General features: G+C 39.8%; 24 protein-coding genes. 11 read left to right on the plus strand and 13 right to left on the minus strand.

The genetic code is table 11. The annotated features are described in order from the left end of the window. Positions 1–559 precede the first annotated feature (559 nt). Both EKM65_RS06960 and EKM65_RS06965 read left to right on the plus strand, forming a co-directional pair. Positions 560–1,993 (plus strand): zinc ribbon domain-containing protein, encoded by a 1,434-nt coding sequence (locus tag EKM65_RS06960; protein ID WP_125607009.1) that lies wholly within the window; start codon positions 560–562, stop codon positions 1,991–1,993. Positions 1,994–2,033: 40 nt separating this feature from the next. After that, positions 2,034–2,960 carry a zinc ribbon domain-containing protein gene (locus tag EKM65_RS06965; protein ID WP_125607011.1) on the plus strand — a complete coding sequence of 309 codons (927 nt, stop codon included), beginning with the start codon at positions 2,034–2,036 and terminating at the stop codon, positions 2,958–2,960. 334 nt (positions 2,961–3,294) lie between these two features. Here the strand turns inward: EKM65_RS06965 and EKM65_RS06970 are convergent, their stop codons facing one another. Next, a complete protein-coding gene (locus EKM65_RS06970) occupies positions 3,295–4,491 on the minus strand; it encodes a hypothetical protein (RefSeq protein WP_125607013.1) in 1,197 nt (398 codons plus the stop codon). Positions 4,492–4,875: 384 nt separating this feature from the next. Then, positions 4,876–6,492, minus strand: coding sequence for an ATP-binding cassette domain-containing protein (locus tag EKM65_RS06975; protein ID WP_125607015.1), 1,617 nt, complete (start codon positions 6,490–6,492; stop codon positions 4,876–4,878). A 343-nt stretch (positions 6,493–6,835) separates the two neighbouring features. Between EKM65_RS06975 and EKM65_RS06980 the strand changes: the two genes are divergently transcribed. From EKM65_RS06980 to EKM65_RS06995, 4 genes are all read left to right on the plus strand, one after another. Continuing rightward, the gene (locus EKM65_RS06980) at positions 6,836–7,696 is read left to right on the plus strand and encodes an Rgg/GadR/MutR family transcriptional regulator (RefSeq protein WP_125607017.1); all 861 of its coding nucleotides are present in this window, start codon (positions 6,836–6,838) and stop codon (positions 7,694–7,696) included. 142 nt (positions 7,697–7,838) lie between these two features. After that, on the plus strand, positions 7,839–8,684 hold the full coding sequence (locus EKM65_RS06985) for a helix-turn-helix domain-containing protein (protein WP_125607019.1): 846 nt from the start codon (positions 7,839–7,841) through the stop codon (positions 8,682–8,684). Positions 8,685–8,902: 218 nt separating this feature from the next. Beyond that, positions 8,903–9,280 (plus strand): iron chaperone, encoded by a 378-nt coding sequence (locus tag EKM65_RS06990; RefSeq protein ID WP_125607021.1) that lies wholly within the window; start codon positions 8,903–8,905, stop codon positions 9,278–9,280. A 27-nt stretch (positions 9,281–9,307) separates the two neighbouring features. Then, positions 9,308–9,652, plus strand: a complete 345-nt coding sequence (locus tag EKM65_RS06995) for a DUF2200 domain-containing protein (protein WP_125607023.1) — start codon at positions 9,308–9,310, stop codon at positions 9,650–9,652. Between the two features lie 455 nt (positions 9,653–10,107). On the opposite strand, the gene EKM65_RS07000 is transcribed toward EKM65_RS06995, so the two are convergent. From EKM65_RS07000 to EKM65_RS07015, 4 genes are all read right to left on the minus strand, one after another. After that, complete coding sequence (locus tag EKM65_RS07000; RefSeq protein ID WP_125607025.1) at positions 10,108–10,731, minus strand: uracil-DNA glycosylase; 624 nt, start codon at positions 10,729–10,731, stop codon at positions 10,108–10,110. A 163-nt stretch (positions 10,732–10,894) separates the two neighbouring features. Beyond that, entirely contained in the window at positions 10,895–11,692 is a 798-nt protein-coding gene (map, locus tag EKM65_RS07005; protein WP_125607027.1) for a type I methionyl aminopeptidase, read from the minus strand. A gap of 268 nt (positions 11,693–11,960) precedes the next feature. Continuing rightward, complete coding sequence (locus tag EKM65_RS07010) at positions 11,961–12,605, minus strand: deoxynucleoside kinase (RefSeq protein ID WP_125607029.1); 645 nt, start codon at positions 12,603–12,605, stop codon at positions 11,961–11,963. Positions 12,606–12,795: 190 nt separating this feature from the next. Beyond that, complete coding sequence (locus tag EKM65_RS07015; RefSeq protein WP_404803136.1) at positions 12,796–13,437, minus strand: HD domain-containing protein; 642 nt, start codon at positions 13,435–13,437, stop codon at positions 12,796–12,798. A 135-nt stretch (positions 13,438–13,572) separates the two neighbouring features. Here EKM65_RS07015 and EKM65_RS11630 point away from each other — a divergent pair, with 135 nt between their 5' ends. Together EKM65_RS11630 and EKM65_RS07025 are read left to right on the plus strand one after the other, a co-directional pair. After that, the gene (locus EKM65_RS11630) at positions 13,573–14,427 is read left to right on the plus strand and encodes a methyltransferase domain-containing protein (RefSeq protein WP_125607031.1); all 855 of its coding nucleotides are present in this window, start codon (positions 13,573–13,575) and stop codon (positions 14,425–14,427) included. A gap of 48 nt (positions 14,428–14,475) precedes the next feature. Further along, complete coding sequence (locus EKM65_RS07025) at positions 14,476–15,153, plus strand: L,D-transpeptidase (protein WP_225420428.1); 678 nt, start codon at positions 14,476–14,478, stop codon at positions 15,151–15,153. A 396-nt stretch (positions 15,154–15,549) separates the two neighbouring features. On the opposite strand, the gene EKM65_RS11260 is transcribed toward EKM65_RS07025, so the two are convergent. The 3 genes from EKM65_RS11260 to EKM65_RS07035 all read right to left on the minus strand — a co-directional run bounded on the left by EKM65_RS11260 (position 15,550) and on the right by EKM65_RS07035 (position 17,420). After that, the gene (locus EKM65_RS11260) at positions 15,550–15,705 is read right to left on the minus strand and encodes a hypothetical protein (protein WP_164506857.1); all 156 of its coding nucleotides are present in this window, start codon (positions 15,703–15,705) and stop codon (positions 15,550–15,552) included. A 98-nt stretch (positions 15,706–15,803) separates the two neighbouring features. Continuing rightward, on the minus strand, positions 15,804–16,736 hold the full coding sequence (locus EKM65_RS07030; protein WP_125607032.1) for a 2-dehydropantoate 2-reductase: 933 nt from the start codon (positions 16,734–16,736) through the stop codon (positions 15,804–15,806). 93 nt (positions 16,737–16,829) lie between these two features. Beyond that, complete coding sequence (locus tag EKM65_RS07035; protein ID WP_125607034.1) at positions 16,830–17,420, minus strand: AAA family ATPase; 591 nt, start codon at positions 17,418–17,420, stop codon at positions 16,830–16,832. A gap of 250 nt (positions 17,421–17,670) precedes the next feature. On the opposite strand from EKM65_RS07035, the gene EKM65_RS07040 reads away from it, so the two are divergent. Together EKM65_RS07040 and EKM65_RS07045 are read left to right on the plus strand one after the other, a co-directional pair. Beyond that, positions 17,671–18,126 (plus strand): flavodoxin, encoded by a 456-nt coding sequence (locus EKM65_RS07040; RefSeq protein ID WP_125607036.1) that lies wholly within the window; start codon positions 17,671–17,673, stop codon positions 18,124–18,126. Positions 18,127–18,131: 5 nt separating this feature from the next. Continuing rightward, the gene (locus tag EKM65_RS07045) at positions 18,132–18,623 is read left to right on the plus strand and encodes a GtrA family protein (protein ID WP_125607038.1); all 492 of its coding nucleotides are present in this window, start codon (positions 18,132–18,134) and stop codon (positions 18,621–18,623) included. A gap of 158 nt (positions 18,624–18,781) precedes the next feature. On the opposite strand, the gene EKM65_RS07050 is transcribed toward EKM65_RS07045, so the two are convergent. From EKM65_RS07050 to EKM65_RS07065, 4 genes are all read right to left on the minus strand, one after another. Beyond that, positions 18,782–20,266: a DUF438 domain-containing protein gene (locus tag EKM65_RS07050; protein WP_225420429.1), complete on the minus strand. Its 1,485-nt coding sequence runs from the start codon at positions 20,264–20,266 to the stop codon at positions 18,782–18,784. Beyond that, positions 20,259–20,492 (minus strand): DUF1858 domain-containing protein, encoded by a 234-nt coding sequence (locus EKM65_RS07055; RefSeq protein WP_125607040.1) that lies wholly within the window; start codon positions 20,490–20,492, stop codon positions 20,259–20,261. Before EKM65_RS07055 ends, EKM65_RS07050 begins: the two co-directional genes overlap by 8 nt. A 406-nt stretch (positions 20,493–20,898) precedes the next feature. Continuing rightward, positions 20,899–21,876: a GMP reductase gene (locus EKM65_RS07060; protein ID WP_125607042.1), complete on the minus strand. Its 978-nt coding sequence runs from the start codon at positions 21,874–21,876 to the stop codon at positions 20,899–20,901. Positions 21,877–22,193: 317 nt separating this feature from the next. Continuing rightward, the gene (locus EKM65_RS07065; protein WP_125607044.1) at positions 22,194–22,805 is read right to left on the minus strand and encodes a TetR/AcrR family transcriptional regulator; all 612 of its coding nucleotides are present in this window, start codon (positions 22,803–22,805) and stop codon (positions 22,194–22,196) included. Positions 22,806–23,089: 284 nt separating this feature from the next. On the opposite strand from EKM65_RS07065, the gene EKM65_RS07070 reads away from it, so the two are divergent. Beyond that, entirely contained in the window at positions 23,090–24,319 is a 1,230-nt protein-coding gene (locus EKM65_RS07070; protein WP_191987318.1) for an aminopeptidase, read from the plus strand. Positions 24,320–25,064: the final 745 nt, after the last annotated feature.

The following is a 25,064-nucleotide window of genomic DNA, read 5'->3' on the forward strand; positions in this document are numbered from 1 at the left end:
TGCTTGATGCGCCTAGAGACCCTGCGTATTAGAAAAAACGGCACTGGTATTACGGATGACAGTCTCAAGTAAGCTAGAGAAGAATACTAGGAGCATACGAAAGTCGTGTGCAACACGCTTAATAATTCTATACCGAAAGACAATTTGGCCGTATTTAACGGTCTTTATAGAACCAACGAATAATTTTCTAAAGTTATCCTTAAACCACGTCATACTATGTCTGCGATCAAGAAATGATACTGATGCAACGGACCCAACTTATAAAGTTAGATTTTGTACGCTTGTTGTGACTACAGCACCCTACTTAATTATCGTTAATTACTAAATCAATAACATCATTCAAATTAAGTACCTCCTTTCATCCGCAATTTATCGTCATCATGGCTGAAATCCTGTTTACCTGAAGTAAATATTCACTTATGCACAAAAAATTGCAAATTCTGATACAACATATCATTGTGATGCGGTATAATCAACAAGATAAGAGATTATTATTTGTATAATAGCCGACAAATAGTGGGCAGCTATTTTTTGCAATTAAATTTATGGAGGAGTAAATATGGACCAGGGTAAATTTTTCTGTCCTAATTGTGGTCACGAAGTTGAAAAAGGGGCGGCTTTTTGTGGTAACTGTGGCTTTAATTTAGCTGATTATTTTAAGGATCAATCTAATCAAAGTCAAGCGACTGAAACGCAAAAAGCCACTAATGATAATACTACGACAGCACAAACGGGCACTCAAGCACAATCACAGCATGCAACAGCGCAGCGACGCACAGCCGTACATAAGCCACCAATGTCCAAGCGCAAAAAGATCTTAGTGAGTCTACTCTCAGCGTTAGGAATTATTCTAATTGCCGGTTACTTCTATGCTAAGAGTTATTATAATCCGGAAAAGCAATTGGATCGCGCAATCACAGCATTGAGTAATAATGATACCAACGCTTCGTTAGGTTACTTAACCACAGATGATACTGAACTAAAATTAACCAAACAAAGTATCAAACCATTTTTAAGTTACCTGGCTAAACACCACTCGGTCATTGACAGCTTAAAGAATGGTTCAAGCTATTCTTTTGTGCCTTCAGGAAAACGGATGTTATTTTTCCCAACCTATAAATTCGAAATTAAGGGTGTTTATCCACGAATTACCACCAATACTGCTGGGACGAAAGTTAGTATTTCCGGAACCAAGTTAGGAACGACTGGTCAAGTTGCCGATAAAGAAGTTGGTCCACTAGTTCCGGGTCAATATATTTTCACCGCTAAAGCAAAAATTAGTGGTAAAAATGTAACCACTGAAACAACACGCGACTTTGTCAATAGTTCTGGTGACACGAACATCGATCTTGAATTTCAAACAATTAGTTTGACTGCAGTAGGCTATCCTGATGCCACTGTCATGATTGATGGTTCCGAAGTTGGTAAGATTGACCAATATCGTCAATTAGAGATCAATAATTATCCAGTTACAGATACCAGTAAGTTAACAGAGGTTTACGATACGGGTAATGGCAAGGTAACATCACGCGCCGTTTCTATTGCTGGTCAAGATGGAATGGAGATTTCTGTTGGTTATCCTGGCGTCATTAGTCATGATAACGCTGGGTATTTGATTTCATCTATTTATGATGATGTTTCATATTTAGCCAGCAGTGCTGACAGCAACACCGAAGACGACCTTGCTAATCTATTTACAGATGGTAGTAGCAATAAATATTATCAAGACCTGGTTAAGATGGTTGAAGGTTACAACGATGATGACACGATTGATAGCGTCAGTGTTAGTACTGATTTTAAACACGTTTATCCAATAGCCAAGAATCAGGCTAAGGTTATCTTTAATGTTGAGTATGTGTTCTATCTCGATGGCGGCACGCATACGCAAGTGTTCCAATATGTCGGCCAAGTTAATAAGGTGCACGACAATGATTATCGTTTAGTAAGTTACGAATTAGGCAAAAAAGTCGAAGATAAAAAGGCCGACTATTAATTAGTCACCAACAATCAATTTGATTTATGGAGGAATAATCATGAGTAAAATCTGTCCAAACTGTGGTGCTGAAATGAGCGCAACCGCAAAATTCTGTACGGCATGTGGCTTCAATCTTAGTAATGTCACACCAACAGAAGCAACAACGAATGGCAATACCAACAATGTCCAATCAACAGCTGCTGATGCTGCTAATCATCAACAACAGGCTGCAGCACAAGCAACAACACAGGATACAACACAACAAGCGCAGCAAGCAGAACCAGTTCAACCAAATCAACAACAGGCTGCAACTGAGCCTAATCCTAATGTTGAAGCAACGAAAGAATATGCACGTGGCTACTGGAGTTACTTATTAGATTCAGTTAAACATCCATTTACAATTGATAAGAATTTCCATCAATATTTTGGCTTGACCAGTCTGATTGTTACCGCGTTATTTAGTGCTTGGTCAGTTTTCAACGTGACGAATTCAACGATTGGTAGTGCAACTGGTACTATTGATAGTTTATTGGGAACAAGCACTAGTCAAAACAAGTTAGGCTTCAAGGCTTTCATTGAATTATTGATCATGATTGCTCTCTTTGAATTTGTAACAGCAAGCATTAGTTATGTCGTTGCGTATGCGTTCTTGGGAGACAAGCGTTATAACTATCTCAATTCATTAAATAATTACGCCCACTTTACAAATATCGCTGTCTTCGTATCGGCTGGCGCACTACTTTTCTCGTTGTTGGGTGATACTAAAGGTTTTGTATTCTTCTTATTAGCGCTCACCATCCTTTTATTCAGCGTTGCCTTTGTTACCCAAGTATTTAAAGCACAAGCAACAACCAATTTTGATCGCGTTTATGCGTATATTCTAGGCATGGTTATTTTAGCCTTTGCATATTTCATTATCTCAATCATTTTTGGTGGTATTTTTGCCAGCTCCGCAATCAATATGTTTTCTAATTTGAACTACTAATTTCAGCCTAATCAAAGAACTCATAGCTGAGACACTAACCAGGTAATAGCTTGATCAACCACAGTAAAATACAATCTATATTTTGAAATTACCATTTCTGCGTATTGCGCCTTAACTGCAACGAAGAAATAAGCTAATTGCAAAACGTGCGAAAAAGTCCAACCTCTAGACAAGTAGGTTGGACTTTTTTCATATCGTCATTGCAACTACAGTGAACAAGGTGAACGTCTAGCGATCAATTCGCCGCAACTAATTCTGCCAGTGAGATAATTGTCACCAAAAACGTTCAATAAGCTGAAATCGAGCGCCACTCATCACGATTGTCGCTAGGAAGTTACTCTGAATCATCAGCGGATTCCGGCGCGATAAGCATGATATTCCCTGCTACCTCTTTACTCGAAGGTGTTTGGTTCTTCATGATAAAAGTTCCATAAGTAAAATTCTCATAGTCAACTTTTCCAAGATTCCGCAAATAGTCCGTATATTGTTCATCACCTTCAAATACGCCCTCATTAAGGCTTAACCCTTCTGTATTAAGAAGGTGTGTGCTTGGCAACACGACAAGGTACTCGACGCCGTTACTAATGACAAAATAAAAGTGTTCTTCCTGTGTATTCTTAGGATCAATTCCCCCCAAGATACCGGTCAACTGCTCATCAAGACTTCCGAGCCTATCATACTTTTTCGTCCAGCCGGTGCCGATGGTTCTAATCACAATCTGTGGCTTGGCGAGGTGCAATTGAGTCGCTCGTAACGTAATATATTTTCGCCACTGGGTATCAGAAAATTGTGGCACATACGCTTTTTTATAATAACGTTTCCCTTCGGCAAGTCCTTCCTTATTTTCACGTTGATATTTTTCTTCGCTCCGTTTTTTCGAAGCTTGATCCGCGAGATATTTCTGGTGAGGTGACTCCGCTTGCAGTCTGCATTTAGCCGTAACACGTCGAGCAGTCGTCCATGACAATCTGTGAGCTAGCAACCACGCAATCTTCTTTTCTCCTGTGACATGCTTTTCCGCGTTTTGCTGCTCTTGTTGCTCGACTTTTGGATCATCATAGCTCGCGTCAATTTTGCGTTTTACACGACGCAGATGTTGTGTTCCCCCAGCAAGCGAATAGGTCTCAGTCACAGTGGTCGAGTTACCACCACCCTCTTCATTTGAATTGTAATAAAGATACTGTATCTTCTTGTTTATAAGGTCATACGTGATGTCTTCATAATATCCGTCATCCGCTTCGACATCTGAAAGCTGAAGTTTAGAAATTGGCGTATCAGAACCTAAAGTGTCAGAAAAACTGTAATGATAACTCAAATCATAAGTCACAGAACGATGCTCATTTTCTTTCGGCACAGTAATCGTCCTGGCGAACCCCCAGTTATACACTCCGTAAACGTCTCTAGATTGACTTCCGGCCCAATGTATCAGCTTGAATCCCAAATATTGTCGATTCATGAGTATCAACAAAACCAAACAAAATAGCACTGCGATTTTTGCAATACCTCGAGCAGACTCACGCGTTATTTTCATCTTTTCACCCTCATACTTGCTTATGTCTTGATTGCGAGTTGTGTTTTCCTACACCTTGATCGCTAGTCGTGCTTTCTCGAGTGTCATTATTTGAACAAACGACAAATAGGCCTGACTAGTAACTAGCAGACCAATTGATACGATGCCAACATCGACAACCACCGGGTTCTTTTGCCGACCTCATCTTAAATTTCCCCCACCGTCATGATTTTTAATTCGTTATTAAATCATAAGTAAAGAGAGCATAGCATGCGTGATATAAAAGCGCAACCAAAAACATCTTTTTGAGAGGATGACTACTGCATAATTTTTTCAAACTCGCTTTTTTCCTAAATCGGTAAGTTACTTAAGTGCTTTCTGGCATTTTCAGTTAACTTCTATGATTTAAGCGTGAACTGTCACTTGATCCAAGCGAATAATTTGGTCGTAATCTTTTAGTTGCTCTTCAGCAACTTGATGAGCAACTTCAATTAGTGTTTTGTGACTCGCCATAAACAACTGATGAATTTGTTCGGCAGTTTGCTGATCAAGTGAAGAAGTTGCTTCATCAGCCAGAATAATCGGCCGGTCATATAATTGTGCTCGCGCAATTTCTAATCGTTGTAGTTCGCCACCAGAAAGATTCTGACCGTTTTCACCGACTTGATAATTTAAACCTTCGCTCGTGCTAAATTGCGGTAGGCCAGCATGCTGAAGTGCTTGTTGAATTTGACTAACACTAAATGTTTGACCTAAAGTCAGATTAAATTGAATGGTATCGTCAAAGGCAAATGGTTTCTGGCTGATCCAAGCGAATTGCTGTTCAATGTCAGCTGACGAAAATTTAGCAATCGGCTGACCGTTGAACGTATAACCGCCGGCGCTAGGAACAAGTTCGCCTTGTAAAACTTCTAATAAAGTTGATTTACCGAAACCAGAAGGTGCCATGATCAATACTTTTTCACCTGACGAAATTTTTAAATTTAATTGCTTGAATAATTCACGCTGATCAACAGTAACGGCAAGATCATGCAACTGCAAGTCATTGAAGGCACTGATTGTCTGCTCATGATCCAGTTCCTGCTGACCCTTTTCTTGAGATTGATTGCGCTGAGCATTGAGTACCCGTTCTTGAATCTCGGAAACAGTTTGCCGTTGGTTGTTCGCGCCAACAATGGCCATCAAGGGATTGGCGATACTATTCGACAATTGCATCACAGAAACAAAGCCGGCTAATGTTAATGAGCCCAAAATAATGCGATAAACACCAACACCAAACGGCACAGTCATCGCCGTGAGCATCGCGACCGTATAAGCTAACGAATTCACAACGCCAATCGTCAAGTTCATGCGTCGCAGACTATCCTCTAAGTTTGCACCCAACGCAACTAATTTCTGACCCAGCGTTGCTTCAGCTTGATAAGTGCGAATCGTCCGTTTACCGGTTAAAATATCTTTGAGCCGATTCGTAAAACCGGCATTGGCTTGCGACCATTCTTTACCACGTGCACTAATCTTACCTTGCGTAAAACTAGAAATTAAAATCGGCACTAACGATCCCGCGAAGAATACCAGCGTCGTCCAAATATCATAAGTTAAGGAAGCAACCAATGCAAAAGCAAAAGTTAACAGATTCGAGACGATGTTCATTTCTGCTGTAATGCCATTGGTTTCCAATAATTTCAAATCATTGGTCATGAAAGAAATATTCTCCGAAATCGCCTTATTCTGCGGTGCTCCCGTTAACAACTCTTTGATCATGATCTGCTTGATCTCCAAGTTTGCCGAAGCGACATAACGCGTTTCTGCATTAACTTGTAGCAAACTAACGCCACAAAAAATGAGAAACCCAACAATTGCAATCACGCTATTTTGCAAGAAGAGTGCCATGTTCGCCTTAGTCGCCGCCGCAATGAATCTACCCAGAATAAAAGCCATGAACACACTTTGCAGACTATCTATTACCGTCCAAAACAAATAATTGATGAGCTTGGACTTCTTCCCAAATTTAAAAATCAGCATATCATTCACCCCTGAAAAAGATTATTGTCGACTCAGAACCTTGACGATTTCATCAATGAAATCAAGAAAGCTGTCGTCGATCTGTTTCTGTTGCATTTCTGCTTGCATGGATCGAAATATTGCGACTGTTGAAATTCACCATAGCCATACCCCAAAATTTAAACAAGGTCTTTATTGTGGAAAATTGTGAAATTCACCACGACAATTCTGTATTCACTAAATTCATGTTGAACATCACCTTTCCTTAACGTTAAAATAAGTATAGAAATAAATATAATGTATTGATTTGAAAAAAGTTTTGTTTGTTAAGTATTGCGTCATAAATTAATTGAGGTGCTCATAAATGAACGATGGCCAATTATTTCGAAAGCTTCGTCTAGAACGTGGTCTTACTCAGGAACAACTAGCTAAGGACATTACTAGTCGAACTGCTTTATCATCTTTTGAGTTGAGGGAGACTGACATTAGCTTGCCCCATGCAATCAAATATTTGAATCGCTTAAATATTACGCTAGAAGAATATGAATTTATGTATCGCCAGAAAAATCCTTCCAAAAAACATAGCTTTTCACAATATTTGAATGGTAATGATGCACATGAGGCTCAAGCAAATAGCAAATTATTGCTTGAAAAATATACTGAGAGTGGTGATAACTACTTCTTTTATTTATACATCCAAAACGAGTTACTAAGCAAAGTGAAACATGGTCAATCCACATCAGAAAGTTATGACACTTTGGCGACAAGAGTTAAAAACTATCTAAACAAGATCGAAACGTGGGGCCATTTTGAAATTATCATGTTTTCGAATTGTATGTACATTTTTAATTCCGAATATATTAACTTTGTGCTTAAAAACGTACTACCATTAACCGAGGAATACCAAGAAACAATTTATTTTACAAATACAATTGTTTATTTGTGTCAAAACGGTATTGGACTAGGCATTCACCGTCAAGATTCAGAATTAATTAAAACTTTCAAGCAAAAACTTTACTCGCTTGAGGAAAATGATCATACTTGTGTCAGCGCTATTCTTCGCCTCTTCTTTCACAGTGTCGATAATTTCCGAAAATTCGGCGATAAAGTTGAATTGAATCAAAATTTAAATAATGTTTGGCAATTAGTTACCTTACTTCACCAAGAAAAATGGGAAGCTATGTTAAAGAAATATTTAAGTGATAATAACATCACCGAAGTTTAGAAGTTGGCTAATCACCTTAAAGCAACGAAATATAATCCCTTTAAAACTTGCAATTAGCATGTTACTAATATATCGTAAACTTTTAAAAGTGTGTGCACTTGGTGACGCTATGTGCCCAATTTAATTTTGAGTAGGTGAGTAATTGAGGAAAATTAATGAATCAGTTCGCGAATTGCGCCAAAATCGCAACTTATCACAGAATTTTTTGGCGGAAGGTATCTGCTCTCGCGAAGCGCTAACAAGGTTTGAACAGCGTGGCACTAGAATATCAGCAGAAACACTTTTCCAGATCCTTGATAAAATGAATATAACTATCGAAGAATTTATGTTTGCCCTGAATGATGGTGAACTATCTTTCAAGCAAAGCATCTTTCAAAAAGGTATTTCTAGTCTTCATAACGCCGTACAGCATAAAGATTATTTAGATCAACTAGACGAACTCTATCAATCAACGAACGACAAATATTATCACTTATTATCTTGCCTATTCACAATTGATGTTAATTCTCTTTCACACACATCCACAGACCAAAGTAAAATTCAATACCTGACTAATTATTTGAATCAAGTCGATACATGGGGACGCTTTGAATTGGCTTTATTTGTTGATGGCCTTTCTTTCTTCCCATCGGTATACATTCTAAATTCATACAAAACTAATATTTCTAGAATGTACGAGTACACTAAAAATCCTCACTACCAAGATCAACTATTAGATTTCTTCAATAATGTTGGTATGACTTTGATAAAGAGGCAAGATCTTCATATTCTCGCTGAATTACTCCCAGGATATGATTCCCTAACACAAAACAAGGCGTACGCTAGTGATCGTATCACCTATCTAATTCTGAAAAAAATTGTTGACGCTGGCGCTACCTTTCAAATTTCCATGATTGATCAAGAGCTAAGTATCTTGAATTACCTAGGATTTGAATCCGTTGCAAAATCTCTTCAGTCATTTCTTGAAACTATTTATCCAACCACCTGACGATTTACTTCTTGTGTTTGCTGATGCTGTAAATTACTAATCGTCAATTTAGCAACTGCAAAACTTTTCTAAGTTAACGATAGCCGAGATCGGCGATAAAATTTTAGCAAGCAATTGCATCTGAGTCGTCTTTGATTGACGTTGTTATCGGTAATTGCGTATAATTCAAGCAGCATTATCACCACTTAATTCTTATCAATCCTATTTGGAGGTGCACCATGGCTAAATACAACACATTAAAAGAGTTCCTCGATGCCATCCCCGATCCAGAACATGCAGCCAAACTTGCTGACTTGATTGCTTGGATTCAGCGCGAATTTCCTAATCTACAATTGAGAATTGCTTGGAATCAACCCATGTTGACCGATCACGGCACATTCATTATCGGCTTCAGTGTTGCCAAGGCACACATGGCCGTCGCCGTCGAAGATAAGGCACTGGCTAAATTCCTACCCGAAATTAACGCAACAGGATATTCGAATACGAAAAAATTATTTCAGATTCCTTGGACCGCAGACATTAATCAGGACTTATTTCGTAAGCTAATTCAATTCAACATTACTGATAAAGCAAATACCCAGACTTTTTGGAGCTAAGCGCCAACGCTAAAGGAGGTTTTGCACTTGGCGAACACACGTGTCTATCACCTAAAATTTGCGGCAATTTATCCACTTTATGTTGAAAAGCTGGCACGAAAAGACCATACTCTCGACGAACTTAACCAAATTATCGAATGGTTGACTGGCTATGATGCGCCAGCCATTCAGGCACAAATTACCGACGACGTGGATCTTGAAACATTTTTTAAAAACGCCACAATTAATCCGCGGGCCTCTTTAATTACCGGCGTGATCTGCGGCATTCGTGTCGAAAACATCGCAGACCCCTTGATGCAACAGATCCGTTACCTCGACAAACTTGTCGATGAAGTTGCTAAGGGCAAGGCCATGAACAAAGTTTTGCGATAAATTAGAAGTTGAAGTGGGACGAAAATTTCCACTTCTTATTTTTGTGCTGCCGTGAAACAAAAGATAGATTTGCTCGCTAACTTTGCCGTTTTAACCACCTAATAATTGCTTAACTTAAGCGCTAGACTGACTGCACTAACGAGAGAGAAAAGACATTGCAAGCTAACACCTTCAATCGCTACAAGTTGCCACACAAAAAAGGCATGTACAGTCAATGTCGCGATAAATCAATTCGCGGGCAAATAAAAACACTATCTAGATTTACCTAGATAGTGTTCTACATATTGCTTACATAAATGTTAAATTTTTAGACAATTTTTAGTCATTGAACCGCTGGCTGACACCTTATAGAAACTAATATCCGAGTTATGACGTTGATGCTTACACTCAAGTTTGTGGAGATCAGATTCTATCGGTTAGCAACGAGCATAATGACTTTATTGCGCCAAATATTTCTATTTATCTGTTAAAAATGTTTTCAGCTTAACCAAGTCTGCCTGCGCTAACGGCCGATTCTGCTTAGCAAAACGCCGAATATAGGACGGATGAAAAAGTGGCATGATCGTCCAAACTTTCGTGCCAAATTCAAATTGACCCGTTGCTGATCGATATTCGCGAATCGTGTGCCTAATAAGTTGACCATGAACTTGGGAGATTTTGTAATCTTGACCAAGCAATCTATGCAACGCCGTGTTGCCCAGCACGACAATCACGTCAGTATTCAACTGCGCCAACTCACTATCTAAAAACGGGGCAAATTCTTTAATTTCTGTTTTCGTCGGTGGCCGATCGCGCTTCGAATCATTCTTGATCCGAATTGGCCGTGCCCGAACGACTGCGGTCATATAAATTTCTGTACGTGTCACCCTAAGATAATCCAACCATTGCTGCAATTCTTGACCAGATGGGCCAACAAAACCGCGACCTAATTCGATTTCTTTTTTGCCGGGTGCCTCAGCAATCAGAACAAATTTTGGTGCTAATGAACCAGCGCCTAAGACCAAGCCTTCTAGATTAGAATTAGCGGCAATTATTCGCCGCAGCGCCACAATCTGTTGTTGAATTAGTGCTGTTGCCATCTGCTCATCTCTCCTAATTTAGCACATCGGTTGCTAACATTAGCGCTTAATTTTGCTAGGACTAAAATTATTTAGCCTGAAAAAAGTGATGTTTTCGTTTGCCAATTACCTAAAACAAAAGGAACCGGATTTTTCGTCCTAGTTCCCCATTCAGAATCGTCAATTACAAATATTTCGCATCACCAATAGGATCTTGTGATGTTAAAATCTTCGGTCCATCTTTTGTAATCGCTAAAGTATGTTCGTACTGGCAAGACCAGCCGCCGTCAGCGGTGACGTAATATTCCCAGGGATCGTTAGGGTCACTGACTTCTTTAGTTAGAATTTGCCATGTGCCTTCGTTAATCATTGGTTCAATGGTAATCGTCATGCCCTCTTTTAGACGTAACCCTTTGTGTGGTTCGCCATAATGAGGCACGTTCGGTTGTTCGTGCATCGTTGGTTGAATACCATGGCCGATTAAATCGCGAACATCGCCGTAACCATTTTCGTCTTCGGTATAATGTTGAATTGCATAGCCGATATCGCCAAGACGGTTGCCGACAACTGCCTGATCAATTCCGAGATAGAGCGCTTTTTTCGTGACGTCCATTAACTTTTTGATCTTAGAACTAACTTCACCAACAGCGTAGCTCCAGCAAGAATCGCTTTGATAACCGTCAAGCGTGACCGTCATGTCAACTTTAACTAAATCGCCGTTATGCAAAATTAAATTTTGCCGCGGTGTTGCATGAGCGACTTCGTCATTAACTGCTACGCAAGTTGCATACTTGTAGCCTTCAAATCCTTTTTCGCCAGGAATACCACCATGGCTCGTAATATAATGATCTGCGAATCTTTCAATTTCCATCGCTGAAATGCCAGGTTTAATAATATCGCGCAAGCCAATATGAACTGCTGCCAAAAGCGCACCAGATTTGCGCATACCTTCAATTTCACGTGGGGATTTTAATGTAATCAATCTTTTGCCTCCGTTCAATACTATGTCAATTATACCGCAACATTCAAAATATAAAAGCGCCGAGACCGTCTACAAAAACAGCCGGCTCAGCGCTTTAAAAACCTGTTTAGTTTAATTGTTAAGCATAGTTGCAATAACTAACTAGTGACCGGTGTGTTCAAAGAAAAAAACATTGCGAGGACCATTCCAGTTCAAGCCGCACTACCAGAATACAAGATCTTGCCAACGCACCTTAATTCTCATGCTTCACGCGGGCAACTGCACAAGCTTATAACTTACCCATTTCGTGTAATTTAGTTTTGATTTGATCAATGACAATTTTACGATCGTCAAAGTTTTCAACGAAATCATACTTGTCGCCATCAATTCGAATCTTGGGTGAGTAATCATAATTCTGATACCAAGGTTCATAATAATCCAACAATTTATGATAATACTCAACCAATGACGGATCATTTTGAATTTGTTCGTATGAACGGCCGCGTTTCGTAATCCGTTTGATCATTGTCTCGTAAGAAACATCGATGTGGACTAACAAATCGGGATTTTTCTTAGGCATACCATCAAGTTCTTCCATCATGTTGCCTAATAAATCTTTGTAAATCGCAACTTCAGTTTGATTAGCACGTCCCATATCGGCATTCATCTGGAAAAAAAGCGCATCTTCATAAATTGAACGATCCAAAACATTGTTGTCATCTTGTAACGCCGCTTTAATACTGTGGAAGCGCGTATTTAAGAAGTAAATTTGTAACAGAAAGGCATATTTAGTTGGATCCGCATAAAATAACGGTAAAACAGGATTATCATCGACACTTTCATAAAATGCTGTCGTGCCTAATTCTCTTGCAATCATTCCTGTTAATGATGATTTGCCTGCGCCAATTGCGCCACTAAGTACTAAAACTGTCATCACGTTCTTTCCATTCTTTTTAAGACTTGACCGTCTATCTTACCATTCGTTGTGCCGGGCGATCATTAATTATTATCAATGGCCTATTTCTTAATAAAACCATTCTCAATCATACACAAGATATGGTGGTTTTTCAATCTATTTTTACAATAAATTGTGTTTCTTCGGCAAAAAATAACATTGAGTACTTTTATTCATCGAATTCCCATTCATGCTTGAATGTATCGACAAATTCATGCATAAACTGAATTCGTTGTGCTGCTAAATCTTTGGCCTCGGCTGTATTCATTAAGTCGCCTAACTTAAATAATTTTTCATAGAAGTGATTTAACACTGGCGACTTTTGTCGATAATCTTGCTTGGTCAAGTTAGTTCTAGGTGCAATTGTTGGATCATACATTGGCGCACCAGTATGCGCGCCATAATAAAAGGTACGACCAATCCCAATTGCGCCTAACGCATCGAGGCGGTCAGCATCTTGAACCAGTTGGCCGTCAATGGAGAGTTGATAATGTTGTTGCAAATTTTTAGAGTAGGACATGTGATCAATGATAGCCAGTATTGCTGCAACTTGCTCTTCCGTCAAACCAGCTGCTCGATAAATCGTTAATAGTTCTTCACGCTTAGCCGCCACATCGGTTACTAATTTATCATCAAGAATATCATGTGTTGCCGCCGCAACTAACACGATTTCTTGATCTGCTTCTGGGTGTGCCTTCAATAAGTAACGCGCGAGATTTACCACCCGCTGAATATGCGCCACATCATGTCCAGAATGGTCCTGCTTCATCTGATCAGTAACATATGTACGAATAACTTCAAGATTTGCCACTGTTTTTACCTCGCTTTTAGTTGTTAACTAATTTAGCTCTTATTATAACATGTCATTTCTTTAAGATTAGTCCTACTTCACAGCTTCATCTTAATTTTCATGTTACAATTATGTCTAATTAAGTGAGGAATCATCATGACGATTAAGAAAATTACGCAAGCTGCCAATTTTTTAGCGGCGCATCAACAAATCTTTCGTTGTCCTATTTGCCATCAGACAATGCAGGCACAAGCTACAAGTTTAGTTTGCCCAGCGGAACATCAATTTGACCTCTCTAAAAAAGGGACGCTTTACTTTTTGCAGAAGCAAATTAAAACTGAATATACCACTGAAATGTTAGCCGCGCGCGGGCGAATGATCCAACGGGGAATCTTTAAACCAATGCTGGATTTGATCAGCACTTGGTTACCTCAAGATAATCAACTGACAATTGATGTGGGTTGTGGCGAAGGTGGCCTCTTAACGCAATTGGTGCAACGCGGTTTAACCGGTACTAAAATTGGTTTCGATATTTCTAAGGCCGGAATTTATTTGGCAAGCCAACAAATTACTGATGACACGCTTTGGTGCGTTGCGGATCTAACTAACTTACCATTTGCTGACCATTCGACGACAACGATTCTTAATATTTTTTCCCCATCACATTACCGCGAATTTGCACGCGTCTTAACCGACGACGGTACTTTTATCAAGGTGATCCCTGGCCCTAATTACTTACACGAGTTGCGTCAAGCTTTCTTCAACGGCGCTGACAAGGAGAATTATTCCAACGCACCTGTCATGCAACATCTCAGTGATGTCGCCACAATTATTAAGCAACAAGAAATTAACTATCAATTCGAACTAACTGATACGGCAGCTTTTGCTGATTTATTACAAATGTCGCCGCTAGAGTGGCAGGCAACACCTGAACAAGTTGCCGCCTTGATCGATCAACCATTCTCACATATTTCGATTGATTTGCAAATCGTTCAATGTCGATTAACATAAACCTATCATCAGACAAGCACAGCCGTTGTTTACGCGGAGGTAACCAGATTGAGAAAGCAGGATCGTTTACTGATCACGACAATTATTGTGACAATGATTACGATCATTGCCATTTTAGGGTGGCGAATTTATCACATCCACACGCTAGCTAATACAAACTCGCAAACTGTGACCATCGCTCAGAAAAAGGTAGCCACCAAACGAGCCAGTTCTAAAAAGGCCAGTAAAAAAGCATTGGCCCAGAAAAAAGCGGCCCAAAAAGCCGCCGCTGCCAAAAAGAAAGCAGCATTAAACTTGTGGAAAAAACCGACTGGCGGTACTTATCCCACTTTGAAAAAAACTAACACCTATCAATTAACCGTATCATTGAAGAAACAACGTGTTTATCTCGATGATAAAACCACTAAGAAACGACTTTATACCATGGTCTGTTCAAGTGGGCTCAATAATACTACCCCGACTGGTGTCTATGCCGTTCAAGAACGTGGTCAATCATTCTACAACAATCGGTTAAATGAAGGCGCTAATTACTGGGTTTCTTGGTTAAATCATGGTGTTTATCTCTTCCACACTGTTCCGACCGATCACTCAGGCAATTATAACGTTACTGAAGCTCAAAAATTAGGCCAGCCAGCCTCGCACGGTTGCATTCGCCTATCAATTCCAGATGCCAAGTGGTTACATGATAACATCCCTTTTGGCACTAAAGTTGTGGTTAACAAATAGAAAAAGGAAGTGTGATTTTCATCGTGCTTCCTCTTTTTGTTGTCTAAAACTGTTAGGTTGTACTTCTCCGTGCCTGCGAGAAATACGCGGTGGATCGCTGAGAGCTTGGTTTGAGCCGAATGAAAAATAATTTGTAACGAATACAAGACTTGTTGGGAGTGATAAACCCTAGAACTGTTATGTCGCGGTTCTCCGTGCCTACGGAAAATACGCTGGTGGAACGCTGCGAGCTTGATTTGAGCCAAATAAATTCGTCTCAAACGCAAGCTTTCTTGTAAATGGTAAACCATTAACAAGAATTCCGCGGCTGACCGCGATTTCCCTCCGGCACTGACGAAAGAGATGATGTGGTGTGATCTAATAGCAAATTTGTACTTCTGAAAATTGAACAGGGATTCAACCACTCGTCAATTCAGCGCTTGCGCAAAGGTTGCCATCTTGCTTATTTAGTGAGGGAAAATAAATACCGCTCAGTGGTGAAATTGTTGTTAGTAATTTATTACTTACAAACAAGACCTGTCTTGGAGACAATTTTGAAAAAATTGGCTCCAAGCAGTGTCCACCACGTTCCAGCGACAAGTATTTATTTTCCCTCACGATACTCGCTATCTTTCGTACGCAACCTTTGCGTAAGCGCGAAGAACTACAATCTAGTTTTTAACTAGCAAACTTTCCTTAGCATGAATTAATTCCGTTAGCGTCGCAGATACTGGTGTCTTAAGGCCGAATTGTTCTGCACGTTGCGCGACGTAGCCATTCAAATAATCAATTTCCGTCAAACGGTGATGCATGATCAAATCTTGGTACATACTTGGATAATGCTCGCCAGCCTGACTTGGATCATATAACTTACCAATATAAGCCGCAACTTCGTCAACGTTCAGCTTAACATCTTCGTGAGCAGCCACAGCGGCAAATTCTGCAACGATCTGTTTCACTAATTGATCTGATTGAGGCAAGCTGCCGAATTGCGCAATATTGCATTCCAACAGAGTGCATAAAGTATTCAAAGTACCATTCACACAAGCTTTACGCCAAATTGAAAACATAACGTTGGCACTATACTTTGCTTTTAATCCGGCAACATCAAATACACCACAAATTTCTTCAGCCGCTTTTTTCTGAGTTGGTTCGATATTTTGAATCTCAATGCCGCCGTCGCCAATCAACTTAACATGACCTGGCCCCAGCAACGTCGCGGTCCAAACTGTGACACCCATGAAAATATTGGCTTTATTAAGATACTTTTCAATCGTGGCGATATGACCTAGGCCATTCAATAGACAAACAATTTTGGTATTGGCCGTTAGAATTGGCTGAATATCTTGTAACATTTTGGGTAAACCCATTGATTTCGTAAACAAGACAACTAATTCTGGCTGAAAGTTAACATCTTGTGGTAAAAATGCAGGGATTTCAACCTGTTTACTACCGTGATCCGTTTCAATTTTTAAACCTTTTTGATTGATGGTTTGAACATGCTCTGCCCAAGAATCAATCAAGATGACGTCATTTCCAGCACGTTTCAACATGACGCCGAAACGTGAACCCATGGCGCCGGCACCTGCAATTGCAATTTTCATTATCAACACACTCCATTCAATTCCAATATAGTCCAGTCAATTAATACGCGCAAACAATAACACACCTTATGTTGTCATTAAATCGTCACCTGTTTAACGGAACTGGTGTAAAATCCCTGTTCCTAATTGAACCGCGCCTTGCAAAAGCGGATTGGTGATGGCTGGTTTAATACGGATCGAACACTTTTTGGCGATAGTATTGGCAACTTCTACAATCGACAACTCGTTAGTATCCAAAATTTCTGCAAATTGTGGTGTCTCTGTTTGTTCAGACAACCGTTGTAAATGTGATAAAGTAAAACGATTATTCAAATTACCGTGCTGGCGCAAACGTTGGGCAATAACTGTTGGCGTTGCGGCCAAAGTAAAGTGGCGCACTGTAATGCCATCATGACGCAAGCCACCAATAATTTCGTCAAAATATTGTTGCTTGCTGACTGCCATCGGTACAATAATTGTTTGTTGCGTCTGGGTGGCCATCTTTTTCAGCAATTGATAAGTCCATTGCCGCCACTCTGGATAATCTTCAAAATTATCTTCTTGCAGCGCTTTAGGCAACTGTTTTGTCAACAAGCGGCCAAGCTCATGAGGATCGTACAAAATAGCACCATTAATCCGTCGTTGTAATTCCGCGGCAACTTGTATTTTACCAACACCGAAAGGACCATTTAACCAAATAATCATTTATGCATTCACCCGTTCTATTTATTAATTACATTTTAGCCAGTTTTTCAGAAAATGTCTGCCTTATTAACCGATTATTAACAAACTTAGCTATTTTTTGAGAATTATGTTCACTAAAATGCGATTTTTACTACGCTATCTTGACTCAACTTGCCTAAATCTTATTTTTTGGTATAATTTCATAGATATTACCCGCAATTATGGTCCAGCAAGCTATAATGTGGCTATTAGAACACTGGAGGTAACACACGTGGCAACAGCTAAGATCGTTTACGCAAGTATGACAGGAAATAATGAAGAAATTGCGCAGATTATGGAAGAACAATTCGAAAATTTAGGTGTTGAGGTCGATACTACTGAGGCTTCACAAGCTGACGCAAGCGACTTTGAAGACGTTGATATCTGTGTCGTCGCAACGTACACTGACGGCGAAGGTGAAATTCCTGATGAAGCTCAGGATTTCTATGACGATTTACAAGAAGAAGATTTAGCTGGTAAAATTTACGGGACCTGTGGCTCAGGCGACCGTTTCTATGGCGATCACTTCTGTGCAACTGTCGATGATTTCGACCATACTTTTGCACAAACTGGTGCCACTAAAGGTGCTGAAAGTGTCAAGATTGATTTGGCTGCCGAGGCCGAGGACATCGAACATTTAGATGCGTTTGTTAAGGCACTCGTTGATAAAGCTAATGCCAATGGTTAACTAGTATGAATAACCTTCATACTTTTCTTAAAAATCATCGTGATTTCATTAGCTACACTTTTTTTGGCTTCTTAGCATCTGTTATTAACATTGTTTCTTTCATGGTAATTAAGTCAACCTTTCACGCTCATTATATGTTTGCGAACACCTTAGCCTGGTTGATCTCTGTTATTTTCGGCTTCTTCACGAATAAGTCATTAGTTTTTAAGTCTGAATACTCAACCGGTTACGCCTTAATCACAGAACTGATTGCTTTTTCTTTTTTTCGTGGCATTAGTTTACTTGCCGACTCGGCAATTATGTTCGTCTGCATTAGCGGTCTGAATTTGTCCAGCTTTACGGCTAAAGTAATCGACCAAATTCTCGTTGGCATTCTCAACTACATCACTTCCCGCTATACATTCAGCAAAGATCAACGGCAAATGACGAGACGTTTACGCCAACGACGGCTAGCACATCATCAACAAAAATTAGCGCAACGAAAAAGTTCTCGTTAGCATCGGAAATTAAACAACTGGTAAGACAAATTTAACCATTAAAAAAGTGACTACCTAGCAAAAATCGACAGGCGCTTAAAAACAAGGGACTAAATCCATTTTCGGATTTAGTCCTTTGTTTTTAGATGTTGTTGATACAAAAACCAGCAACGATCATTTTACATCTCATCAGAATCCAAACGCTTCTCACCAGTTAAGGCTTGAATAGCAGTAATATCTTGTGTGGCCTCTAAGCAGCCGATATAGTCCCCAGCTTCATTATGCACAGCAAAATAACGAATATAAGCCATGCGGCCACGGAAGTTAATCCAAAACTCAGCGTCCTGGCGCCTACCTTCGTGAAAATCACTAAGAATTTTTTCGACCTTGTCAACGCTCTTAGGTGGATGGCAGTTCACAACGGCGCGGCCAACAACTGCTTTAGTTCTTGGAAAAATTCGATCACCGTCATCAGAGAACCAGGCCACGCGATCGTTCACATCAACTAAAGTTAAATCAAGCGGCAACACTTTGAAAATACCAGTCAGTTGGCTTAAATCTAATGTCCCGTTATTAAGACTAATCTGTGCACGACCGTTTGCATCTAATAACAAATGGGTTGGCACGTCATCGTCTTTTTTAACCGTTGCTCGCTGTTCGGCAGTCGTTTCTGATTGGCCTGCTGCCAGTTGCGCCGCAATATGTGCAGGCATGCCTGCTGGTACTGCTGGTTGTGCGGTAACGGGAATTTTAACATCGAGTTCTTGTTGCGCGGCTAACGTTTGCGCAGCTTCATTTAATTCGGCGGCAATAGCTGGCACTTGGCGCGGCTTAGCTTCGTCTTTAGCAATTGCTGCTGCACTGGGACGCCATGGCAACGGTTGAGCGATTAACGTATAACCAATCTCATCACTCTCTGCAGCAATCATGCCCCAATCTGCCGCAGTAAAAACTTCTGCAACCATTGGTAACATGATCTGTTCTTCCTTAAAAATCATTTCCATAATTTCCTGATTAGCGGCTTCAATTGCTGCTTCAATCTCATATTTATCAGGTAATGGCGTTTGGTTAACCAATTGAACGACTGTTTTAATCAGCCCGCGAATTTTATCATCGACACCCCACATTACCTTAGGTGGCGCCGTGATGCCGTATTTGTCCATCAGCGGAAAAATCAAGTTTTCTTTACGCGCATAATGCCGGCCAATCGTCTGCAAGTCCACCAACGCGTGTTGCATTCGCTTTAAATAATGTTGATCCTGACCATCTTGTTGCCATTTTTTCAAACAAGGCAACAATTCATCTTTCAACAACGATGTGATAATTAAATTTTCTAATTTTAAAACTTGCACCGGATGGCCGGGTGCTTCTTCATCAGGTGTTGCCACTTGGTTATCAGAAATTTTTCCTTTGAAAACAGCGGCATGAACATTACATAAATGCTGAATCTCCATTGGATTCAGGCCCGTCGCAATTAAAGCGCGTTCTGCTGAAGTAATTTCTGAAACGTCGACCGTTGAAAAAGTCTCATCAAAAATTTTCTTGGCTACCTCAAAAGAACCACCTTCATGTAACATTTTAAGAATCTCAACAATTTTTTGCTGACGATAAACAGCATTGTGCTTTAAATCATCCGCATTTGTATGTGTCGTTTTGTCAGTCATGATCGATCACCTCAAAATTCGCGGCGGTTAATTGAGCCACCAATTGTGTTAAAGGAATATTTTTCATTGCTGCGCCTTTACGCAACGTCATAAAACGGCCAGCCGTTTGTAACAGTGCCGGATTCGTTACACCATCAAGACCAAGATCCGTCATAATCGGGACAATTTCTGGATGGGCATTAACTAATTCATAAACGGTCATATCTAAACTGATTTTCTTACTCATCTTTTTACTCCGTCAATTATTGATAGCAACACTAACTTCCGTGTGCTTCCACATTAATTGTTCCATATTTTAACGATAATAACCAGACTTTACCCTAATTATTTACAGCTAATTTAGTCGCAATTTGAAACACCACACGATTTACCAAGTCAACCATTCTCGCAACTCTCGCAAAAAATTGAGATAAAATTGAAGTGCCCTATAATTATTAGACAAGTAGTCTAATAATTATAGGACACTTCACAAAAATCCCGGTTCTTTTTAAATATTGTCATGCTATGAAAGTTTGAGTACCAAGTTCTTAACGACATCGTTTTATTCGAACAATAAGATTGTATTAAACAAAACCACAATCAACAAAACACAATCCAACTTTCAACACATTTTCTTATTCGTCAATTGATAATTAATCGTGGTCGCCATTGTAAATGGTATGAGGGACCTGTACATAATCAACTTCTTTTAACGCGGCTAATTCGCGTCCTCCGGCATAAGAAATCGCCGACTGTAAATCCTCTTGCATACTTGTCAACTCGTCGTGTAAGTCACCTTTAAGGGTAATAAGGACCTTTTTACCTTCAACATGATGCTGACTTTGTTTTTGATACTGAGATGCTGACCCAAAATAAGCTTTGTAGGTCTTACCATCATGTTCAACTTCTTCACCAGGTGATTGCTCAAAACCTGCCAACATCGAACCAATCATCACCATGGTCGCACCAAAACGAATTGACTTGGCAATATCACCATGTGTGCGAATACCACCGTCTGCAATGATCGGCTTAGTCGCCACCTGACTACACCAAGCCAAGGCAGATAATTGCCAACCACCCGTACCAAAACCTGTTTTTAATTTCGTAATACAGGCACGGCCCGGTCCAATTCCAACTTTAGTGGCATCCGCACCTGCTTCTTCCAAATCACGAACGCCATCTGGTGTCCCGACATTGCCAGCAATAACGAACGCAGCGGGCATTTGCTTCTTAAGGTAGTGAATCATCTCAATCACACTATCGGCGTGACCGTGCGCAATATCAATTGTAATAAATTCAGGATGACTTTGGTCTGCAACCAATTGATCGACAAATTGATATTCATCTGGTTTAACACCAATCGAAATTGACGCATACAGATTGCGCTCGTGCATATTTTTAATGAAAGCAGCACGCGTTTCTGGTTCAAAACGATGCATCACATAGAAATAACCATGACTAGCCAACCAAATCGCAATTTCTTCGTTAATAACGGTTTGCATATTAGCCGGAACAACTGGAATTTTAAAACGATACTGTCCCAATTGAACCGACGTATCTGCTTCTTCACGAGAATTTATTTGGCAACGCCGCGGAATTAATTGGATATCATCATAATCAAATGTTTGCATGTTCTCACCTATCGTTTGCTTTTATTAACGTCCAGAAACCAGTCTAACTGATTTATTAGGATAATTCAAGTAAATAAACGTACATTGTTCTTTATTATTATTTTTATAGTTCGTATTTTTTAAAAACAAACATATCTAGCAAAGTGAAGGAACGATTATTGGGTTTGGCGATTAACTTGATTGTTCTATTTCTACAAGTCTTTTAGTCAGGCAACATCTAATCGTTAAAGTATTTGATTATCTCCGCTTACCGTTTTCGAACAACATAAAAAAAGAACTGAGATTGCTATCCCAGTTCCAACCTTTGATTGATACAATTAACCTATTTTTGCTGAACGGAATTCAAAATCATCCGCTACTTCGTTTGCAGGATTAAACCGATCATTGTAAATAAAATCTTCCAGTTGTGCTTGCAAAATTTCAACAATTTGCGTTTTAGAGATGCTTGCGTAACCGCTCGAAGTCAAATTGGCGATGCCATTGACAATAATCCAATTACCAACTAGAATGCGGTGAATCTTTTCTTCAGAAAGTTCTGATGAACCAGGCCGTTTAGCAAAGCGTGCCGTTCCTAATTGCGTTGCGAATCGCTTCATTTCGGTAATACTAGCCTTATCCTCAATCCACAATGTCCGATATAACATTGGTTGCTCACAAGCAAAGTGAATGTATGCCAAATCTAAATCAATCAACGGATCGTCATGATAATGCTGACTAAAAACCTGCTTCAATAAATATGACTGAATCTTAATGATTGATTGCTGTTTTAAATCATCCATACATTCAAACTCTAAATAAAGCGGTTGAGTAGAACAATTCAGTTCGTCAGCAATTTTACGAGCTGTAAAATTTTGAAAGCCATCACGCATTGCTAAATTAACTGCTGCATTCAAAATATCGTTCTTCATAATTGTTTTTTTCCGGGCCATAATTGATCTCTCCTTCAACTTGTGAAATAATTTTTATTTTTTAGCTTATCGTTACGATAACTTTTGTATTTGAATCATAACATAATAAAAAGTAAAAGAAAACCTTTTATTTAAATTTTTTTATCAAAATAGTTAGTTCCTTCCGTAATCAGGATTGATTGTTTTCATCATAAAACTTATTTAAATCGATAACCGAACTATTTTATCGCAAAAGCGCTTGATGCAATGCTTATTTCAACATGTTAGAATAAAAGTAAATACACGAAAGCTGGTCCCGAATAGCAATGAATGATTTTCACACACAACTGCAAAAATATGCCGAGCTAATTATTAAAATTGGATTGAATGTTCAAAAAAACGATGAAATCACAATTAGTATTGCCATTGATCAAGTTGAATTTGCTCATCTCTTAATCGAGCAGGCGTATTTAGCTGGCGCCAGAAATGTCATCATGCAATGGCAAGACGACCAAAAACGGCGTCTTGATTTAACTTATCAATCCGAAAAAGAGTTAGCTCAAATTAAGCCGTATAGAGAAGACTTACAACTTTATATTGCCAACAATCGCGTCAAGCGTCTATCGGTTTTGTCTAGCGATCCTGATGTTTTAATCGGAATCGACCCACGAAAGATTGCTGCTACTCAAAAGTTGAATAGTTCTGGTACACAGGCCGTCAAAACTGCTACTGAAAATAATCTATTGAGTTGGACTGTTGTGGCAGCAGCAAGTCCTGCTTGGGCCAAAAAAGTTTTTCCCAACGAAAATAAACAAACTGGCACGATGCATTTATGGCAAGCAATCTTTGCTGCAACACGAATTGACAATGCCGATCCTGTCGCGGCATGGCAAATCCAAAAACAAAAATTGATCACGAAAGCTGCCATGCTTAATCAATACCAGTTTGACCGTTTGCATTATCTAGCACCAGGAACAGATTTAACAATTGGGTTGCCCAAACATCATGTCTGGGAAGCTGCTGGTGCTACTAATGAACATGGTGACGAATTTATTCCAAATATGCCGACCGAAGAAGTTTTCACTGCACCAGACGCTAATCGCATTGACGGTCATATTCGGGCTACCAAACCGCTCAGCTATGCTGGCACAATCTTAACAGGAATTTCTTTCACTTTTAAAAATGGTCGCGTCGTTAAAGCCGATGCCGATCAAGGCTTATCAACATTAAAACACTTACTAAAAACTGATGCCGGTGCTAGTCGATTAGGTGAAGTTGCCTTAGTACCTGATCTTTCACCTATTTCGCAATCTGGTCTAACTTTTTTCAACACGTTATTCGATGAAAATGCCTCAAACCATTTAGCTTTAGGCGCAGCTTATCCGTTCTCGGTGGCAGGTGGTACAGAAATGAATCAATTGCAACTGCAAGTAGCCGGATTAAATGTCAGTCAAATCCACGTTGACTTTATGGTCGGCTCTGCAAAAATGGCGATTGACGGTATCACCACCAATGATGAAGTTGTGCCAATTTTTCGCAACGGTGACTGGGTATGACCAACAACTTCGGATTGCTTATCGCGAGTGGTTGTTTGATTATTGTCAGTTGCTTCGCCATTAGTTTGGCCATTATGAACTGGCGCCAATGGCAACACCGCCGCCTCGTTATATTGTTAACTGCAGTCCCGATTATCCTGACAGTAATTGCGATTTATTTCTTATTCCATCTCCGTTAATTTAGTTAATCAGCACGCTTCGTACCTGTGGAAATACCTTGGTGGAACGTTGTAAGTATTAATTTGGGCTAAATGCTAAGTCCTAAAACCGCTATATTGCGTTTCTCCGTGCCAACGGAAAATACGCTGATGAAAGCGCTGCGAGCATTGGTTTGAGCCGAATCAAAAACCAAACCTAGTTATAAGTGCAAAGTCCTAGAACTGTTATGTTGAAGTTCTTCGTGCCTGCGGAAAATACGCTGGTGGAACGCTGCGAGCTTGATTTGAGCCAAATAAATTTGTCTCAAATACAAGCTTTGTTGTAAGTGGTAAACCACTAACAACAATTCCGCGGCTGACCGCGATTTCCCTCCGGCACTGACAAAAAAGCTGTGGCGGTGTGATTTAACTTCAAGTTTGTACTTCTCAAAATTTTAGAGGGCAGTCCAACCACTCGTCAATTCAGCGCTTGCGCAAAGGTTGCCATCTTGTTTGTTTAGTGAGGGAAAATAAATACCGCTCAGTGGTAATATTACTGTTGGTGGTTTACCACTTACAGTAAGACCTGTCTTGGAGACAATTTTGAA

Origin of the sequence: Lapidilactobacillus bayanensis (genome assembly GCF_003946695.1) — a bacterium.
GTDB lineage: Bacteria > Bacillota > Bacilli > Lactobacillales > Lactobacillaceae > Lapidilactobacillus > Lapidilactobacillus bayanensis.

Bases quoted from the DNA above. Each gene is read 5' to 3' on its own strand.
- EKM65_RS06970 (WP_125607013.1), bottom strand. From the start codon at position 4,491: ATGAAAATAACGCGTGAGTCTGCTCGAGGTATTGCAAAAATCGCAGTG.
- EKM65_RS06965 (WP_125607011.1), top strand. From the start codon at position 2,034: ATGAGTAAAATCTGTCCAAACTGTGGTGCTGAAATGAGCGCAACCGCA.
- EKM65_RS07010 (WP_125607029.1), bottom strand. From the start codon at position 12,605: ATGACAGTTTTAGTACTTAGTGGCGCAATTGGCGCAGGCAAATCATCA.
- EKM65_RS06990 (WP_125607021.1), top strand. From the start codon at position 8,903: ATGGCTAAATACAACACATTAAAAGAGTTCCTCGATGCCATCCCCGAT.
- EKM65_RS07035 (WP_125607034.1), bottom strand. From the start codon at position 17,420: ATGATTATTTGGTTAAATGGTCCTTTCGGTGTTGGTAAAATACAAGTT.
- EKM65_RS07065 (WP_125607044.1), bottom strand. From the start codon at position 22,805: ATGGCCCGGAAAAAAACAATTATGAAGAACGATATTTTGAATGCAGCA.
- EKM65_RS06980 (WP_125607017.1), top strand. From the start codon at position 6,836: ATGAACGATGGCCAATTATTTCGAAAGCTTCGTCTAGAACGTGGTCTT.
- EKM65_RS07050 (WP_225420429.1), bottom strand. From the start codon at position 20,266: ATGACTGACAAAACGACACATACAAATGCGGATGATTTAAAGCACAAT.
- EKM65_RS07070 (WP_191987318.1), top strand. From the start codon at position 23,090: ATGAATGATTTTCACACACAACTGCAAAAATATGCCGAGCTAATTATT.
- EKM65_RS07045 (WP_125607038.1), top strand. From the start codon at position 18,132: ATGAATAACCTTCATACTTTTCTTAAAAATCATCGTGATTTCATTAGC.
- EKM65_RS06975 (WP_125607015.1), bottom strand. From the start codon at position 6,492: ATGCTGATTTTTAAATTTGGGAAGAAGTCCAAGCTCATCAATTATTTG.
- EKM65_RS11630 (WP_125607031.1), top strand. From the start codon at position 13,573: ATGACGATTAAGAAAATTACGCAAGCTGCCAATTTTTTAGCGGCGCAT.
- EKM65_RS07060 (WP_125607042.1), bottom strand. From the start codon at position 21,876: ATGCAAACATTTGATTATGATGATATCCAATTAATTCCGCGGCGTTGC.
- EKM65_RS07030 (WP_125607032.1), bottom strand. From the start codon at position 16,736: ATGAAAATTGCAATTGCAGGTGCCGGCGCCATGGGTTCACGTTTCGGC.
- EKM65_RS07055 (WP_125607040.1), bottom strand. From the start codon at position 20,492: ATGAGTAAGAAAATCAGTTTAGATATGACCGTTTATGAATTAGTTAAT.
- EKM65_RS06960 (WP_125607009.1), top strand. From the start codon at position 560: ATGGACCAGGGTAAATTTTTCTGTCCTAATTGTGGTCACGAAGTTGAA.
- EKM65_RS07000 (WP_125607025.1), bottom strand. From the start codon at position 10,731: ATGGCAACAGCACTAATTCAACAACAGATTGTGGCGCTGCGGCGAATA.